This is a genomic window from Candidatus Desulfolinea nitratireducens, from assembly GCF_982879505.1.
The window spans coordinates 1-14,777 of sequence record NZ_CEYOSI010000079.1 but is presented as its reverse complement, the minus strand read 5'-3'; the positions used below and the strand labels follow the sequence as shown (position 1 = coordinate 14,777).

Below are 14,777 nucleotides of genomic sequence, written 5' to 3'. Positions count from 1 at the left end.
TTATTATGAGTATTCGTATCCAAATTACTGAGGAGAAAATAATGTCAGGAAATTTAGAGTTACAAATAAAGTCTGCCGAAGAAGAATGGCTTAACCTTTGGAAAAACGGACCTACTCGTTTGCGCTGGAATAAAATCCCCTTGCAAGTTGGCGACATGGCTCCTGATTTTGAATTACAAGATTCAACGGGAGCCACAGCGCATTTGCACGATTTCTGGAACAACAAACCAGCATTGCTTTTGTTCTGGCGGCACTATGGGTGCAGTTGTGGGATGGATCGCGCCAAACGCTTACTAAATGAATACTCCGACTATATTAAGTTAGGCGCAAATGTGCTTGTCATTGGACAAGGCGAACCCGAACGCGCCGCCGCTTATATCCAAAAACATAACCTGCCATGCTCAGTGCTATGTGACCCAACCTACAAAGTGTATCAAGCCTATGACCTACTTGAAGGCAAACCATCCCAAATTGTTTTCGACGCTCCCGATGAATTCTTGCAAAACGACATGAACGCTGGAGTAAATTTGCAAAAGTCCCGACACGGCACAGAACGCGCAACAGTGGATAGCCCTTGGCAATTGCCAGGAGAATTTGTAGTGGATAAAACAGGAATAATTCGTCTTGCTTACCGTTATCAGTATTGCGAAGATTGGCCGAATCCATTGGTGTTAGTCGGAGCGATCAAGGAAGCCATTTGGGAAAACCAATAACGATAACTCCTGTCAGATTCAAAATGCCAGTGAGTAAGGAGAAAAAATGTCTGTCCCCATAGTCTTTATCACAACCTTTCAGATCGAGAACGGCGCCATCGAGAAGTTCAAAGAGGCGGTTCGAAAGTCAATAGATTTCCTTGAGACCAACGGTCCTCAGCTGATGGCAGAGGTCTGCATCGCTGAGAGTGAGATGCGTGCACACGGAATCCAGATTCACCGAGACTCAGAATCAATCCTGACTCATTGGCAACTCGCCGACCCATACATGCGCGATGTGATGCAATACACCACAACCACGCGTGTCGATATCTACGGCCAGCCAAGCGAGGCTGTCATGGAAGGGATGCGACGACTCTCATCCCAGGGGGCTGTCATTTCCGTAACGCCTCGATTCGTCGGCTTTAGCCGGCTTCCGGGCATTGAGTAATCTCACTAAGATCGCATCCAAATTATCCAGGGCTTAATCGCCCAGACAAGGCAAACGACATGACTACACACGTAGACACTATCATCATCGGCGGCGGCCAGGGCGGGCTCTCCACCAGCTACTACTTGAAACAGCGGGGCCGCGAACACATAATCCTGGAGCAGGCAGACCGAGCCGCAAAGGCTTGGCGGGAGCGATGGGACTCATTCACGCTGATCACACCAAACTGGATGATCCGACTCCCTGGAGCAGAGTACCAGGGCGATAATCCAGACGGCTTTACGAGCAGAGACGATATCATCGCCTACTTTGGAGACTACATCAAGCGATTTGACTTGCCGATTCGATACGGATGCCGGGTGACATCGGTCGAACCTATCAAACTCGGATACCTGGTGACCACTGAGAAGCAAAAATTCGAAGCAGCCAATGTGGTTATTGCCACTGGCATGTTCCAACAGCCGAAAATCCCCGCGTTCAGCGCCAACCTGTCAGCGGAGATCCACCAGTTTCATTCCAGCGAATACCGAAATCCGAAAGCGCTGCCTGATGGCGCGGCGCTTGTCGTCGGGTCGGCGCAATCCGGCTGCCAGATTGCCGAAGAACTCTATCAGACGGGACGCAAGGTTTACCTGTCTGTGGGCAGTGCCCCTCGTCTCCCGCGCCGCTATCGGGGCAAAGACATCACGCGGTGGTTGCATGAGTTGGGCTTCAATAACCGGACGGTAGAGAACCTTCCAACGCCGAAAGCCAAGTTCGCGGGGAGCGCGCATGGCACAGGAAAAGATGGAGGTCACACGATCAACCTGCATCAATTTGCGAGGGATGGCGTGGTCTTGCTAGGTCACATTCATAGCGCTAAAGGGACTCGGATCGTTCTAGCCCCGGATCTGAAAGAGAGTCTTGCCAAAGCCGACAAGTTCGAAGCCGATCTTGTGAAACAGATTGATGAATACGTCGAGAGGAAAGAGTTGGATGCGCCCACTGAAACCCTTCCCAATTTGAGGGATGGCTATGAGGCAAAAGAGATTCTTGAGTTGGATCTCAAGTCCGCCGGCATCACAACAGTGATTTGGGCAACGAGCTACAAGTTTGACTTTGGTCTGGTAAAGCTTCCCGTCTTCGACGAAGATGGATATCCGGTGCAGAAGCGCGGCGTCACCGAGTTTCCGGGGCTTTATTTCGTTGGACTCCCTTTCCTGCACACGGTTAAATCCGGACTGCTCGTTGGGGTCGGCGACGACGCGGCGCATATTGCTTCGGCGATCACGGCGAAGGATCAGTAGCGGCTGGGCAGAGGTATGAAATCCTCAGCGGGTTATGCACCGCCGATCAACTCCGCACATGTAGCGACATCTGGCATTACATTCAGACCAACGGGCACGGGCTAACACCGCGTGCACCTGACCCTTCGACAAGGCTCAGGGCAGGCAGTGTGGGAGTCTGCGGCATTTTCAAGCATTTTTCCCTGGCCTGTCGGCCAGGACAGGCTGGCTTCGAGTTTTTCCTGCTTCCAAACATTGTCCACGTCCACCCACCAGCAAACCTGTGTCCTGAAGGGGTATACACCGCAGAGAGCATGCGGGGCGTACGCAAACCGTTGGGGGGTTTTTCAAAATAATTAGAGATCACAAAGCATGTCAAAATCAAATGTGAAAGCTAAACCAGGCGCGAAAACCAATTGGTCGGCTGGAATTATCATTGGGTTGGGTATTTCCATTTTATTGATCGGTTCAGGAATTGTAAAAATGTTAGTTTCGGAGTCTCACGGTGTTGTTGATGTAACGACCGGGCGAACTGTATTTTTATTTGGGCTATATTTGGCACTACCCTGGGGTTTGCTAAGCCTTATTGCAGGAATCAAGGCCAAGGTGAAAAAGATGGTCGCTATCACAGGAATCATTTTTGGGGTAGTTAGCATTCTATTTGGGCTCATTTCGTGGATATGGTTCTTTATGGTTTCTCCGTTTGCATCAGCTTTTTCATAGTGGGAAGGTATTTGTAGGCAACATTGGACGGAGCACAGACCCAGGTGGAGCAAAGTTTCACCCTGAACAGCCAACAAGAGCAAGAAATGGGGGAGGCGAAAGAGGCAACCAAAGAGCGCGATGCCGCGATAGAGGCGGTCTCTGCATGGTTAAGCGATTTCAAGACAGTTGCCCGGATCGCTGTGGAGGATAAGCCGCAGTTCCTGCAGGCGTTGTATATTAGCGTTGGTTCTTAGCTTATAAAAAGACTTCCGAAGTTTTGAAAACTTCGGAAGTCTTTACGTTTATTATGCCATCATCAGCAGCGGGGTCTCAATATATTTTGCCAGCGCCTGCATGAATTGGGCTGCCTCGGCCCCATCACTGATCCGGTGGTCAACCGAGATGGTCGCTTTCATTCGCCAGCCAGCCTTGATCTCGCCCTCTTCCACGACGGGGACTTCCATAGCAGAACCAAGCGCCAGGATGGCTGCTTCGGGCGGATTGATGATGGCGATGAAATGTTCGACTTCAAACATCCCGAGATTGCTGATCGAGAAGGTCGAGCCTTCGATATCATCCGGTCTGATCTTGCCAGCCCGCACCTGCGAAGCCATCGTTTTGACTTCCAGCGAGATCTGGCGCAGGGATTTTTGATCCGCATTTTTGCAGACCACGGTCAACAGGCCACCTTCGACGGCGACCGCGTTTCCAACATTGATCGCGCCGTGGTGGGTGACAGAATTACCAACCAGGGAAGCATTCAAATTGGGGAATTCCCGTAAAGTCAACGCGACAGCCTTGACTACAAAATCGTTCACCGAGAGCTTCTCTCCCTCTGGCAAAACGCTGTTGATCTCTGATCGCATGGCCAAAATGGCTTCCATTTTATAATCATGGGTCACAAAGAATTGGGGAACTTCCTGGTTGACTTCCACGAGACGACGTCCGATAGCCTGACGTAATCTTGTCAGCGGGACATTCTTATCTTCGCGGGAAACTGCCATAAAGGCGGGAGCTGACAGGGACACACTCGCCTGTCCACTTGCTGCCGCTGCCTCAACATCACGCCGGACGATTCGTCCCCCGGGGCCAGTGCCGGCGATCTGACTCAAATTCACATTTTTATCACGGGCAACTTTTTTTGCGAGCGGCGAAGCTTTGACGAGATCAGGTTGAAGATCAGGGGTTGCTGCTTCAACGGGGGCAGGGCTGGGCGTCGCTTGAACCGAGGGAACTTCCACTTCAGCATCTACTGAGGTTTCGCTTTCCCCGGCAACTGGAAGATCCACCTCTTCCCCAGGCTCTCCGATGATCAGGATCGGGGCCGTCACCGGAACGATGTCGCCTTCATTGACAAGCAACTTCAGGATCGTTCCGTCGGCCGTTGCCTCGATCTCGACAGTAACCTTATCCGTTTCGATATCAGCCAACACATCCCCTTTGGAGACTGTATCGCCCTCAGCCTTGGCCCATTGAATAAGCGTGCCCTCAGCCATGTCGAAACCCAATTTGGGCATATTCATGATTTCAGCCATTATTTCATCACTTCCTTCACCGCAGCCACAATATCCGTCACTTGCGGAAGGGCCGATTGCTCCAAGGTTCGGTTATAGGGGAGCGGGACTTCTTTTTGGGCAACTCGTAAAATAGGGGCATCGACATAATCAAAGGCATCTGTGTAAATTCGGGTGGCAATTTCGGCACCAATGCCGTAGGATTTCCAGCCCTCTTCAACGATCACGGCCCGATTGGTTTTCTTGAAGGACTCCAGAACAGGTCCCATATCGAGGGGTCGCAGGCTACGCAGGTCGACAATTTCAACCTGGATACCTTCTTTTGCCAGTTGGTCGGCAGCTTGCATCGATAGCTCCAATCCCTTGGCATAGGTGACGATGGTCGCATCGTTACCTGGGCGCTGGATCTTGGAAACACCGATCGGAATGGTATATTCACCCTCAGGCACCTCTCCACGGATCTGGTACATGGTCGCATTCTCGATAAACATGATCGGATCATCAGAACGGATGGCGCTCTTGAGCAGGCCTTTGGCGTCCTCCGGCGTACCGGGGCTGACCACCTTCAGTCCCGGGAAATGAGCGAAGATCACATCCGGAGTTTGGGAGTGCGTGGCGCCAAGCTGGCGTCCACCCCCGCCGACAGCCCGGATCACCATCGGGACTTTGAATTGCCCTCCAAACATATAATGCAATTTGGGGGCCTGATTGACAATATAATCCATTGCCGAAAAGGCAAAATTTATCGTCATCAGCTCGGCAATCGGGCGCTGCCCCACCATGGCTGCGCCTATCGCGCCACCAATAATGGCGTTTTCAGCGATGGGCGTATCCTTGACACGTTCAGGGCCGTATTTATCATAAAACCCTTTTGTTACTGCGTATGTGCCGCCCCAAACACCCACCTCTTCGCCCATGATAAAGACAGACGGATCACGGTCCATTTCTTCCATCAGGGCCTGGGAAATTGCTTCCCGCATTGTAATTTTAGCCATAATATCCCTTACTCCACGTAAACATTCTCCCAGAGCGCTTCAGGTGCCGGCTCCGGGCTTGCTTCTGCAAATTCAATTGCCTTCTGTACTTCAACATCGACTTCAGCATCGATTTCATCAAGCTTCTTCGCGGTGGTGGTCTTTTTGGCAAGCAATTGCTTGCGGAAGGTTCTGATCGGTTCATTTTCCTTCCGTTTCAGGACCTCATCCTGTGTGCGGTATCGTTCCGGATCCCCCATTGAGTGGCCGCGGAGACGGTATGTTTCAACCTCCAGTAAATATGGCTCACTATTCGTGCGAACATAATCGATCGCCTCTTTGGCCGCATCGTGGACTTTCAAAACATCCCTGCCATTTACTCTACCATTCTTCATTCGATATCCTTCAGCCTTTTGGCGAATATCGGAAACGGCTGAAGCGCGATTTACAGCAGTACCCATCCCATACTCGTTATTCTCACAAACCCATAATACGCGCAAGCCCCAGATTTTCGAGAGATTCAGTGCCTCGTGGAAGTAGCCAATATTGGTCGCCCCCTCACCAAACATACAAATGGTGACATTGTCATTTCCTGCATATTGATCACCAAGCGCCATCCCGGAGGCAATCGGTAAATGTCCGCCTACGATGGCATGCCCGCCCCACATATTCTTGTCCGGGTCGGCCATATGCATTGAACCGCCTTTTCCCTTCGACATGCCGGTCGCTTTACCAAGCAGTTCTGCCATGACTTCATTCGCCGAAATACCGCAATTGAGGGCCACGCCATGATCCCTATAGGCTGTTATCACACGATCCCTGGGCTCCCGCGCCGCGACTATTCCCGTTGAAACGGCTTCCTGACCGATGTAAAGGTGCATAAAACCACCGATCTTGCCAGCCTGGTACAGTTCCGCGCCGCGTTTTTCCAGACGGCGGATCAATACCATCTCCCTATACATTTGGAGTTTTTTTTCTTTATTCATAATTTCTCCGTATAAATCTTTTGAAGTTTATGTTCAATCGACCATCTATATTCTGACAAAATAAAAGCCGGGAGTTTTCCTCGTCGGCTACTTTATAATTGCGATGATGGGATAATTCTTGCGTATATTATATCTGATTTTTCACACCTTTTTTATATGAATTCTAAAAGAATTTTCACACGTTGCCAATAATAAGTTTGAAATTTAATGATAACCAATTTCACAAAGGAGTTGAATCAAAGTATTGACCTCCGTATAATGGATAAGGTAAGTGCTTTCTTCTTCGTCATATAAAATCACAGGAGACAGAAATGAAGACAAAATATCCTTTTTGTATCGTTCTTTTATTAGCCCTGGTGCTTGCCTCATGTGGAGGCGGTGCTCCTGTTCCAGAAGCATCAGATGCCCCCCCACCTGTCGAAGATGCCCCTCCCCCAGCCCTAGAGCCATCGGTGGACCCAGAACCGACTGCGGTTCCGGAACCTGATTTTGTCCCTCTGCCGCCGGATGCACAACGCATGGAATTCGAAGCCTCTGATGGTGCTTCCCTGGTCGGCTATTATTATCCGGCTTCCGTCCCAGATGCCCCAGTGGTTGTATTGATGCATTGGGCGGGCGGTGATCAGACTGACTGGCAGAATAACGGGATGATCGCCTGGCTGCAAAATCGCGGTGTAGGCGGGATCCAAAAATCGTCCCGGCAAAGCGCGATTTACCCTGTCATGCCAGAAGATACATCATTTGCTGTCTTCACGTTTGATTTTCGCGGATTTGGGGAAAGCAGCGGCTCATTCAGCCGTGATGGTGGGCTTTTGGACGCAAAGACTGCATATGAATTCGTAAAAACTATCGAGGGTGTGGATCCATCGCGTATAGCTGGAATAGGATCGAGCATCGGCTCAGACGGGGTTGTTGATGGTTGTGCAGAGGGTTGCCTTGGTGCGCTTTCGCTCTCCCCCGGCAGTTATTTAACTCTCACTTATTCGGATGAGGTTAAAAGACTGGATGCTGAGAAAAAACCGGTCACCTGTATTGCCTCTGAAGGTGATGGCACTTCAGCGGCTGCCTGCAACAGCGCAGCCGGTACATATTACAAAACTGTCATCTATCCAGGAAGAGATCACGGAGATGAACTCCTTCAGCAACCAAATATCCCGGAAGGAATTGGGCAGGTAATCCTTGATTGGCTAATGATCGTATTTGAGATGGATGTGTAAATATCTGTTTTATTCAAATTAAAAAATAAGTGCTTTGCATCCATATTTCAGACAGGCCGGCAAAGCACTCATTAAACCTATTGCATATGTGCTCCCGGCGGCGTCCCCACCGCCGCCCTAAAGGATGCTGCGCGAAGGACGTCGGCTAGAGCAGTTTCAAAAAGGGACTTTTGCAAGTGGTCTATTCATTAAAGGGAGAGAAAATTGACAATTTGCTCTTAGGGTTTGCGTCCCTTTGGTGACTTCCCTTTTTAAATAAATTATCTCTTTCGCTCTCTATTTTCCAAATCGAACGATTAGCTTCTCATCGTTGTCATAAAAGGAGCGTGCCGAAAAAGGTGGGTCACCGGGTTGCATTTTGTGGATCCTCTCGAGTAAAACGGCAACATCTTCCACTAATGGATAGCTGCCCAACGCCTCAAGGGGAATCCATTCTTGCGCACCCTCCTCTGAATATTTCAGTTGACCCTCAATATTTTCCCCAACATAAACAGAGATACAAATTCCAGCTCTGGGCTCAATGTCAACCATCAGCGTACCAACCAATCGCAAATCGGCAGAGAGACCCGTTTCCTCGCCAAGCTCGCGCTGGGCAGCAGAGAGCAAATCCTCTCCGCGTTCAACATGCCCCCCCACGCCGTTGTATTTATTCGCCCAAATACGTTTGCTTGGTGCGCCTTTAAGAAGCAGTACTTTTTCATCTCGCATTAAAAAGATCAGCGTTCGCGGAATACAGTTGTAGCGGTCCAGGCTAAGACCCTGATCTGAAACTGGCATATGATCTCCAAATAGTTAAAGGGTGGAATAATCCTATTTCATCAACCCATACAAGAGAACACCCGCTGCAACAGCGAGATTAAGCGATCTTCCTCGTCCGCGCATTGGGAGTGCGACAAGATCGTCACAGGCGGCAATTTGCTCTCTGGAAAGCCCCTTTTGTTCGTTACCCAGGAGCAATATCCACTTTTTATTATTTAGCTCGAGTGAAGACAAATCGGTTTCGCCGTGAGCAGAGGTTCCGATTAATTGAAAAGAAGATGATTTTCCCCAGGATGCAAAACCATCAAAGGTGGTCCGCACCACTGGTACCCAAAAGAGAGCACCCATACTGGCCCTCACAACCTTGGGATGGTAGAGGTCTACGCCACCCTCAAGCAAAACTAAACCATTTGCACCGACCGCGTCCAGGGTCCGAAGGATAGTCCCAAGGTTGCCAGGGTCTTGTGGAGCAATAATTGCAGCAAGATGTTCAAATTCCGAAAGCTCTTCAAGATGTAGTTCTCGTTGATGGACAGAGGCAAGAATCCCCTGAGGGTTTTCTTTACTGGCAAATGAGTGGAAGACATCGGCAGATACCGATTGGCAGCGAATATCCTTTTTAACGGAAGCAGCGATCAGGTCATGTGCGTAATCGCTGGTGAGGAGATCGGGCGCGTAAAGAAGGTTTTCTATAACCCAGTCTGCTTCAACTGCCGCCCCGACATTGTGAATCCCCTCCACGAGAAAAAGCCCTCTTTCTGAGCGGTTTTTTCGCTGATCAAGTGCGCGGAATTCCTTAACCAGGGGATTGCTCCGGCTGGTGATCATTTCCTTCTCTCTCATGCAGGGATATTAGTTTTTAGGGCAACAAGAGGAATGGCTTCAGCCATTTTTTGGCAAGTTTCATAATCAGGTGGAAGGCTCTCTCCTAATATTGTTTTGATCAACTGGGTAAACGCCGCCGGGTATTTCTGGGCGTATGCCCATAAATTTTCAAGTGCAGCTTCCGGTGAAATTTTTTCAGCATAGGCTGAATATTGCTGGTTTTTTACCTGAACTGTTACTTTCGGGGTTACGAGAATATTCCTATACCAATCCGCCTTTTTCCCCCAGGCCGCAGCAACGTAGAAATTTTTATTTTCGTCATCCTGATTAACCACCTCAAGAACAACATAACGTTTTATTCCACTTTTTCTTCCAGTGTGGCTAAGCATCAAAAACCGTTCACCAAATAACCAGCCCAGGCGGGCACGATATAGATAGATCGGGAAGCGCATAAAGGCTCTTAAGAGAGGTCGTTCGCGCATTGGTTTTCCTGTCATTCTGCTCATTAGATTCTCCTGCACAAGATTGAATTACAGAATTATACCCCTGTCCTAAATGCGTCCCATGCTATAATCCCAATCAATTTACTGTTGACAAAAAGGAGTTCACTATGCAAAGAAAACCCTCGCTTTTCGTAATAATGATCCTTCTTCTCGCTCTGACTGCGGCATGCGGTGACAAAACAACCACAATTGCTGAAGTTGCGACACCTGCCCAGGCAACCCTCTCTGCCCCTGAAGTATCTGCTAAAGAGCCACCAGTCTCGACGGGAGCAGAATATGATTTCCCACTTCCAAAAGATGTTGATGAGGGGTCAGTAATGGATCTGGGAAATGGGTCGATCAACTTTCAGACCACACTTAGCCTATCCGATGCAATTACCTTTTATAGATTTGCCTTTACTGAGCTCGGCTATGTTGAACGAGAAATCCTGACATCCTTTGAAGATACAGGATTCAGTGTTGTTTTTGATGGCCATCCCAGCGGAAAAGCGATTGTTGTTCAAGGTGTCGATCTGGGCGAAAGCGTAAATATTAATCTTCGTTTTGAAGATATTTAAAACACATATTGGTAGACAAAGAAGCCCTTTGCTCAAAACTGCAAGGGGTTTTTTCCTTTTTAATAACTGATGAAAATTAATCCACGCGATACTTCAGCAAGACTCCCCCATCATTTAATTTATCCACCGAAAGCAAATCCAATTTAACATCCATCAGAATCCCATCTCCATCAGCGAGGGTGGGCGCGGTCGCCCCGCCAAAGATGAGCGGAGCGATATAGACCTGGACTTCATCCACAAGCCCCTTAGCAAGCAATGCAGCGTTCAGACTGCCTCCGCCCTCGACCAAAACTTTTTCAATGCCCTGCTCAGCAAGGGTCTCCATCGCGGCAGCTAAATTTACACGGGATTCGCCCAGCACAAAAACTTGCGCACCTGCATCTCGCAAGGTTGTGAGCTGGGTTTCGGAAGTCCGCCGTGAGGTAAAGATGATAATAGTTGCCTCACCAGCAGTCATAAAGCGGCTTTTAACAGACAAAGTTGCGTTTGAAATGATCCCCACTTTTGCGGGATTTGGTGAAGATCCAATCGCAACCCGTTCTGCACGTAAGGAATCAGATTTCACCAAAAGGCGCGGATCATCGTCAAGTAAGGTCCGTCCACCAACGATGATCGCATCCTGGGCTGCCCGAAGGCGATCCACCCTCTCCCAATCATCCTCCGAAGAAATTGAGGCTCCCTGGCGCGCAACGCTGTCGATTTTTCCATCGAGAGTCATGGCGACATTTAATATCACTTTCATTGGACGCTCCCCAGAAAATCAAGTTGATGGGCGATATAGATCAGCGTACCATCCCTGACCTGGGCGTGGCGGGCACTCGCCCAGGCATCCAGGTGGTCCTGATCGGTATCCGCGTCACCGCCGAGCGCATTTTGGATGGTATTGAGTATGAAATGAAGGAAGTACGCTTCATCAGCGGGATAGCCTCCTGCCCCAGAAAACACAACCCAATCAGAGCTGCCCGCTGCAAGAATTTCGCCGCCCGCCGCTTTGAGATGGTCAAAAAGATGCCTCCCAGCACGGCTATCTCCGGATAGTTTGCCGTTTGTGAGACGAGTATCCATGGTATGTTGGTAGCGGGCCATGATCTGGGCATCATTGGGAATCTGCGGTTCAAAGATGGTTTCGCCATCAAAATTGATCGTAAAGTAGAAGTGGCCACCGGAACGCAACAGGTCGAAAAACTGTGGCAATGCTGCTGGAATATCTACCAGATCAAGAAAAGCGTGCGCGATGATCAAATCCCATTTTTGGGAGGCAGATTGCGATTCAAGAAAGGTGAAGATATCTTCAGCAAGAAAAGTGATTTTCAATTTACGGGCATTTTTTTGGAGAAGCAAGGCATCTTTTTCCCAAACCGCATCAAACCCGTGCTTTTCCGCCCAGGCTGGCAATCGCCGACGAGCTTCTGCGATATTTTCTGATTGCTCATCGAGCAAAGTATATTCGGCATTCTGCAAAACTTGCCTCTCCAGCAAACGCTCAATCATCGTGCCAATCCCACCGCCAATTTCCAATATCCGGAGGGGCTTTTCGGTATCTTTTATTAACGCTGAGAGCTGATCCCAAAGCTGTTGATTAAGGGCGCGGTCATCCACGCTTTTTTTTGCCGTTAGGTAGCGGATAAAGTTTGTGTAATCTTCCATAAAAATTCCCTGATGTTTGCCATGCTTTGATCCCAGGTAGGGTGTGCAAGGTAACGTTTTCTGGCGGCGAGACTCATTTGGATGAGTTTTTCCCGATTCGATGTCAATTCCCGCAGATGCCCCGCCAAGGAGGAGGCATTTTCCGCCTCAATGAGAAAGCCATCCACATTATGCGTGATGATCTCATGCGCTGCTCCCTCCTTGCTGGCAATGGCTGGGAGAGCGAAACCCATCCCCTCGAGATAGGCAATCCCAAATCCTTCATAAGAGGAGGGCATCAATAAAATATGATTCTCCTGGAGAGCGGCTCTTAGATTTTTATCATGCATTGCTCCGAAAAAAGTAACTCGCCTCTCAAGACCGAGGTCAGCTACCTGACGCCGGATTCGCTGAACATAGTCGCGATCTACATCGAGGCCACCGATCACCGATAGTTGATAACTTCCCGGGGTAAGCTGGGAAAGCGCATCGAGCAAAGTGTGTAGATTCTTGCGAGGAATGACGCTACCCAAAAAAACGATTTTTAGGGGATCTTTTTCTCTAGCCCGAGCAGAAATTTCCGCTTGATCAATTTGGGGTTCGAGACGATTTCCAGCAGGGTACGCGACTACGTGAGGGCGGGATTTGCCAATCGTTTCCTCAACAACATTCCGCGTAGTTTGACTGTTGAAGATAAAGCCATCCACACTTTGCAGATAGGCTCTTTCCGGGAGACGGTAAAGACAATTTTGCCAATCCCTCCGTTTTTCACTGGAGCGCAAATGGTGCACAATGGAAATGATCGGACAGCTGATACGATCTCTTAATCGGCGGTTCAGCAAGAAGAGCGAGGGATGATTTAACTCATCCTGGATCAGCACATCAAAACGGGAGCCAGCCAATCGTCGCAGGAGTGTGGCAGAAAGATTATCTCCGAGATGAGCAGCATAATTGCGCCACGGGAGCGAAATGATTTCCACATCGTCACCATGGTCCTGCAAATACCTAACAAGTTTACGATCATAAAGATAGCCGCCAGAAAGCGTATCCAGATTGCCATAGATCAGTAGTCCAACACGCATTAACGCCCCAGCCTATACGATGCCCAGGCAATTTCGCCTTCCCAAAGCTTGACAACAAAGGCGGAAATATTCGGTGCAGCTATCTTTTTTTGCAAAGTCTCACACAGGATTCGGGAAAAATGTTCAACAGATGGATTCAACCCCTTAAAGGCCGGCAGCTCATTCAGTGTATTTTCACGGTATTCTGCAATAAGTGCCTCCAAATTGGCCTCGATATCAACAATATCCACGAGGTACCCGTGTTCGTCGAGGCTGGTCCCCTCAAGTTGTAATTCGATCTGATAATGATGGGAATGGAGTTCATTCTCTGCCCCCCAATCTCCTCCGATCAGAAAATGCTGAGCAATAAAATTACATTTTACGGCGACAGTGTACATGGTGTTCCTCCAAAAAAGCTCCACAAAGGCACAAAACTCACAAAGTTTTTCTTTGTGTTCTCTGTGTCTTCGTGGTGAAAACTATGGATATTCAAAAACGACTTGTAAAAGATCCTGTGGATTTGTGTCAAGCATGAGATAGGCCTGCTCAGCCTCTCCAAGCGGGATGCGCAGCGAGATCAATTTACCTGGTCTAACTTGCCTCAACATCTCCCAGACCAATTCAAACCGCCGGGATTTATCCCAGCGTCCACTAAGATTTGGGGCAATTGTGCTGACCTGGCTACTGATCAATTGGATACGATTCCGGTGAAAGCGTCCACCCAAATCGAGGGTGACAGGCTTCTGTCCATACCATGATCCGACGATGACTCTCCCGCCAAAGCCGACTTTGTCTATCGCCTGATTCAGCGCCTCAGGTACACCGGAAAGTTCAAGGGCAAGGTCAAAATTCCCATCTTCAACCGCTCCGGGAGCGAAAGCTTCATCTGCTCCGAGGCTAAGCGCAGTTTTCCGCCGAAATGGATAGGGGTCAACAACTACCAAATTCTTCAACGGAAATTGGCTCAGCAAGGCCGTCGTCAACAAGCCAATAATGCCTTGCCCAAAAACGATCACTCTCTCCCCGATCAGGGGACGGGCATCCATGACGAGATTTAGGGCCGTCTCCATATTTGGCATAAAGACGGCCTCTTCATTCGAGATGTCATCCGGGATCAAAAAAAGCTCGCTCTCTTTGGCAAGAAAATGGCTCTGATGGGCCTGAAAGGAAAAGACACGTCTCCCCAACAAGATTTCCGGGATATTTTCGCCAACTTTTTCAATAACGCCGACCGCAGCATAGCCATATTTTAGCGGATATTCCGCATTCTGCTCCTGGAGGAAGGCAATATTTTCATCCACTGCCAAATCTTTGGGGAACTGCCCCCGATAAAAGAGCATCTCTGTACCCGCACTGATCGCCGAGAGGTGCGTCCGAACGAAGGCTTGATCCTCCGCCGGGGCAGGCATCTGCTCCTCGTGAATAGAGACCTGATTTGGTGCTTCAAAATAGAGGGCCTGGCGATTTTTCATAGGAAATTTATACCCCATTTCTTGGCTAATATCCAATAAGCTTTAAAGTTAGTTAGTGAGGTGCAATAAGGTTTGGAAGAACTTTGAACCTATCCTAAAAACAAGTGAAATGTGAATTGCATCTTTAAGATGCGTTGCACATTGGGTTCGAGAAAGAATCATGCCCTTTG

18 protein-coding genes are annotated in these 14,777 nt (G+C 49.1%); 7 read left to right on the top strand and 11 right to left on the bottom strand.

Going from position 1 to position 14,777, the window contains the following annotated elements:
- Positions 1-5: 5 nt before the first annotated feature.
- The 5 genes from AC3DOM_RS08755 (at position 6) to AC3DOM_RS08735 (ending at position 3,367) form a co-directional block, all read left to right on the top strand.
- A complete protein-coding gene (locus tag AC3DOM_RS08755) occupies positions 6-713 on the top strand; it encodes a peroxiredoxin-like family protein (RefSeq protein WP_487918664.1) in 708 nt (235 codons plus the stop codon).
- A 46-nt stretch (positions 714-759) separates the two neighbouring features.
- Positions 760-1,143, top strand: a complete 384-nt coding sequence (locus AC3DOM_RS08750) for a hypothetical protein (protein WP_487918663.1) — start codon at positions 760-762, stop codon at positions 1,141-1,143.
- 59 nt (positions 1,144-1,202) lie between these two features.
- On the top strand, positions 1,203-2,429 hold the full coding sequence (locus AC3DOM_RS08745) for an NAD(P)-binding domain-containing protein (RefSeq protein WP_487918662.1): 1,227 nt from the start codon (positions 1,203-1,205) through the stop codon (positions 2,427-2,429).
- A gap of 351 nt (positions 2,430-2,780) precedes the next feature.
- Positions 2,781-3,131: a hypothetical protein gene (locus tag AC3DOM_RS08740; protein WP_487918661.1), complete on the top strand. Its 351-nt coding sequence runs from the start codon at positions 2,781-2,783 to the stop codon at positions 3,129-3,131.
- A gap of 23 nt (positions 3,132-3,154) precedes the next feature.
- Positions 3,155-3,367 carry a hypothetical protein gene (locus AC3DOM_RS08735; protein ID WP_487918660.1) on the top strand — a complete coding sequence of 71 codons (213 nt, stop codon included), beginning with the start codon at positions 3,155-3,157 and terminating at the stop codon, positions 3,365-3,367.
- A gap of 51 nt (positions 3,368-3,418) precedes the next feature.
- On the opposite strand, the gene AC3DOM_RS08730 is transcribed toward AC3DOM_RS08735, so the two are convergent.
- The 3 genes from AC3DOM_RS08730 to pdhA are packed head-to-tail and all read right to left on the bottom strand — an operon-like array spanning position 3,419 to position 6,587.
- A complete protein-coding gene (locus tag AC3DOM_RS08730; RefSeq protein ID WP_487918659.1) occupies positions 3,419-4,648 on the bottom strand; it encodes a dihydrolipoamide acetyltransferase family protein in 1,230 nt (409 codons plus the stop codon).
- Positions 4,648-5,622 (bottom strand): alpha-ketoacid dehydrogenase subunit beta, encoded by a 975-nt coding sequence (locus AC3DOM_RS08725; RefSeq protein ID WP_487918658.1) that lies wholly within the window; start codon positions 5,620-5,622, stop codon positions 4,648-4,650. The genes AC3DOM_RS08730 and AC3DOM_RS08725 overlap by 1 nt, the downstream gene beginning before the upstream one ends.
- 8 nt (positions 5,623-5,630) lie before the next feature.
- Positions 5,631-6,587: a pyruvate dehydrogenase (acetyl-transferring) E1 component subunit alpha gene (gene pdhA, locus AC3DOM_RS08720; protein WP_487918657.1), complete on the bottom strand. Its 957-nt coding sequence runs from the start codon at positions 6,585-6,587 to the stop codon at positions 5,631-5,633.
- 311 nt (positions 6,588-6,898) lie between these two features.
- Between pdhA and AC3DOM_RS08715 the strand changes: the two genes are divergently transcribed.
- On the top strand, positions 6,899-7,804 hold the full coding sequence (locus tag AC3DOM_RS08715) for an alpha/beta hydrolase family protein (protein WP_487918656.1): 906 nt from the start codon (positions 6,899-6,901) through the stop codon (positions 7,802-7,804).
- A gap of 276 nt (positions 7,805-8,080) precedes the next feature.
- On the opposite strand, the gene AC3DOM_RS08710 is transcribed toward AC3DOM_RS08715, so the two are convergent.
- From AC3DOM_RS08710 to AC3DOM_RS08700, 3 genes are read right to left on the bottom strand one after another with little or no spacing between them, the layout of a single operon-like run.
- Positions 8,081-8,581, bottom strand: a complete 501-nt coding sequence (locus AC3DOM_RS08710; RefSeq protein WP_487918655.1) for an NUDIX hydrolase — start codon at positions 8,579-8,581, stop codon at positions 8,081-8,083.
- A gap of 33 nt (positions 8,582-8,614) precedes the next feature.
- Positions 8,615-9,391, bottom strand: a complete 777-nt coding sequence (locus AC3DOM_RS08705; protein WP_487918654.1) for a TrmH family RNA methyltransferase — start codon at positions 9,389-9,391, stop codon at positions 8,615-8,617.
- A gap of 11 nt (positions 9,392-9,402) precedes the next feature.
- The gene (locus AC3DOM_RS08700; RefSeq protein WP_487918653.1) at positions 9,403-9,894 is read right to left on the bottom strand and encodes a nitroreductase family deazaflavin-dependent oxidoreductase; all 492 of its coding nucleotides are present in this window, start codon (positions 9,892-9,894) and stop codon (positions 9,403-9,405) included.
- Between the two features lie 104 nt (positions 9,895-9,998).
- Here AC3DOM_RS08700 and AC3DOM_RS08695 point away from each other — a divergent pair, with 104 nt between their 5' ends.
- Positions 9,999-10,448: a hypothetical protein gene (locus AC3DOM_RS08695; RefSeq protein ID WP_487918652.1), complete on the top strand. Its 450-nt coding sequence runs from the start codon at positions 9,999-10,001 to the stop codon at positions 10,446-10,448.
- A 76-nt stretch (positions 10,449-10,524) separates the two neighbouring features.
- Here the strand turns inward: AC3DOM_RS08695 and AC3DOM_RS08690 are convergent, their stop codons facing one another.
- From AC3DOM_RS08690 to AC3DOM_RS08670, 5 genes are all read right to left on the bottom strand, one after another.
- Positions 10,525-11,190: a 2,5-diamino-6-(ribosylamino)-4(3H)-pyrimidinone 5'-phosphate reductase gene (locus AC3DOM_RS08690; RefSeq protein ID WP_487918651.1), complete on the bottom strand. Its 666-nt coding sequence runs from the start codon at positions 11,188-11,190 to the stop codon at positions 10,525-10,527.
- Complete coding sequence (locus AC3DOM_RS08685; protein ID WP_487918650.1) at positions 11,187-12,095, bottom strand: class I SAM-dependent methyltransferase; 909 nt, start codon at positions 12,093-12,095, stop codon at positions 11,187-11,189. Before AC3DOM_RS08685 ends, AC3DOM_RS08690 begins: the two co-directional genes overlap by 4 nt.
- Positions 12,062-13,156, bottom strand: a complete 1,095-nt coding sequence (locus AC3DOM_RS08680) for a glycosyltransferase family 4 protein (RefSeq protein ID WP_487918649.1) — start codon at positions 13,154-13,156, stop codon at positions 12,062-12,064. Before AC3DOM_RS08680 ends, AC3DOM_RS08685 begins: the two co-directional genes overlap by 34 nt.
- Positions 13,156-13,533: a 6-pyruvoyl trahydropterin synthase family protein gene (locus tag AC3DOM_RS08675; protein WP_487918648.1), complete on the bottom strand. Its 378-nt coding sequence runs from the start codon at positions 13,531-13,533 to the stop codon at positions 13,156-13,158. The genes AC3DOM_RS08680 and AC3DOM_RS08675 overlap by 1 nt, the downstream gene beginning before the upstream one ends.
- 81 nt (positions 13,534-13,614) lie before the next feature.
- Complete coding sequence (locus AC3DOM_RS08670) at positions 13,615-14,607, bottom strand: zinc-dependent alcohol dehydrogenase (protein WP_487918647.1); 993 nt, start codon at positions 14,605-14,607, stop codon at positions 13,615-13,617.
- Positions 14,608-14,777: the final 170 nt, after the last annotated feature.

Excerpts from the sequence above, each read along its gene's own strand:
- AC3DOM_RS08690 (WP_487918651.1), bottom strand. The coding sequence starts at position 11,190 with ATGAAAGTGATATTAAATGTCGCCATGACTCTCGATGGAAAAATCGAC.
- pdhA (WP_487918657.1), bottom strand. The coding sequence starts at position 6,587 with ATGAATAAAGAAAAAAAACTCCAAATGTATAGGGAGATGGTATTGATC.
- AC3DOM_RS08680 (WP_487918649.1), bottom strand. The coding sequence starts at position 13,156 with ATGCGTGTTGGACTACTGATCTATGGCAATCTGGATACGCTTTCTGGC.
- AC3DOM_RS08730 (WP_487918659.1), bottom strand. The coding sequence starts at position 4,648 with ATGGCTGAAATCATGAATATGCCCAAATTGGGTTTCGACATGGCTGAG.
- AC3DOM_RS08695 (WP_487918652.1), top strand. The coding sequence starts at position 9,999 with ATGCAAAGAAAACCCTCGCTTTTCGTAATAATGATCCTTCTTCTCGCT.
- AC3DOM_RS08755 (WP_487918664.1), top strand. The coding sequence starts at position 6 with ATGAGTATTCGTATCCAAATTACTGAGGAGAAAATAATGTCAGGAAAT.
- AC3DOM_RS08685 (WP_487918650.1), bottom strand. The coding sequence starts at position 12,095 with ATGGAAGATTACACAAACTTTATCCGCTACCTAACGGCAAAAAAAAGC.
- AC3DOM_RS08710 (WP_487918655.1), bottom strand. The coding sequence starts at position 8,581 with ATGCCAGTTTCAGATCAGGGTCTTAGCCTGGACCGCTACAACTGTATT.
- AC3DOM_RS08670 (WP_487918647.1), bottom strand. The coding sequence starts at position 14,607 with ATGAAAAATCGCCAGGCCCTCTATTTTGAAGCACCAAATCAGGTCTCT.
- AC3DOM_RS08725 (WP_487918658.1), bottom strand. The coding sequence starts at position 5,622 with ATGGCTAAAATTACAATGCGGGAAGCAATTTCCCAGGCCCTGATGGAA.
- AC3DOM_RS08740 (WP_487918661.1), top strand. The coding sequence starts at position 2,781 with ATGTCAAAATCAAATGTGAAAGCTAAACCAGGCGCGAAAACCAATTGG.
- AC3DOM_RS08675 (WP_487918648.1), bottom strand. The coding sequence starts at position 13,533 with ATGTACACTGTCGCCGTAAAATGTAATTTTATTGCTCAGCATTTTCTG.
- AC3DOM_RS08705 (WP_487918654.1), bottom strand. The coding sequence starts at position 9,391 with ATGATCACCAGCCGGAGCAATCCCCTGGTTAAGGAATTCCGCGCACTT.
- AC3DOM_RS08715 (WP_487918656.1), top strand. The coding sequence starts at position 6,899 with ATGAAGACAAAATATCCTTTTTGTATCGTTCTTTTATTAGCCCTGGTG.
- AC3DOM_RS08700 (WP_487918653.1), bottom strand. The coding sequence starts at position 9,894 with ATGAGCAGAATGACAGGAAAACCAATGCGCGAACGACCTCTCTTAAGA.
- AC3DOM_RS08745 (WP_487918662.1), top strand. The coding sequence starts at position 1,203 with ATGACTACACACGTAGACACTATCATCATCGGCGGCGGCCAGGGCGGG.
- AC3DOM_RS08750 (WP_487918663.1), top strand. The coding sequence starts at position 760 with ATGTCTGTCCCCATAGTCTTTATCACAACCTTTCAGATCGAGAACGGC.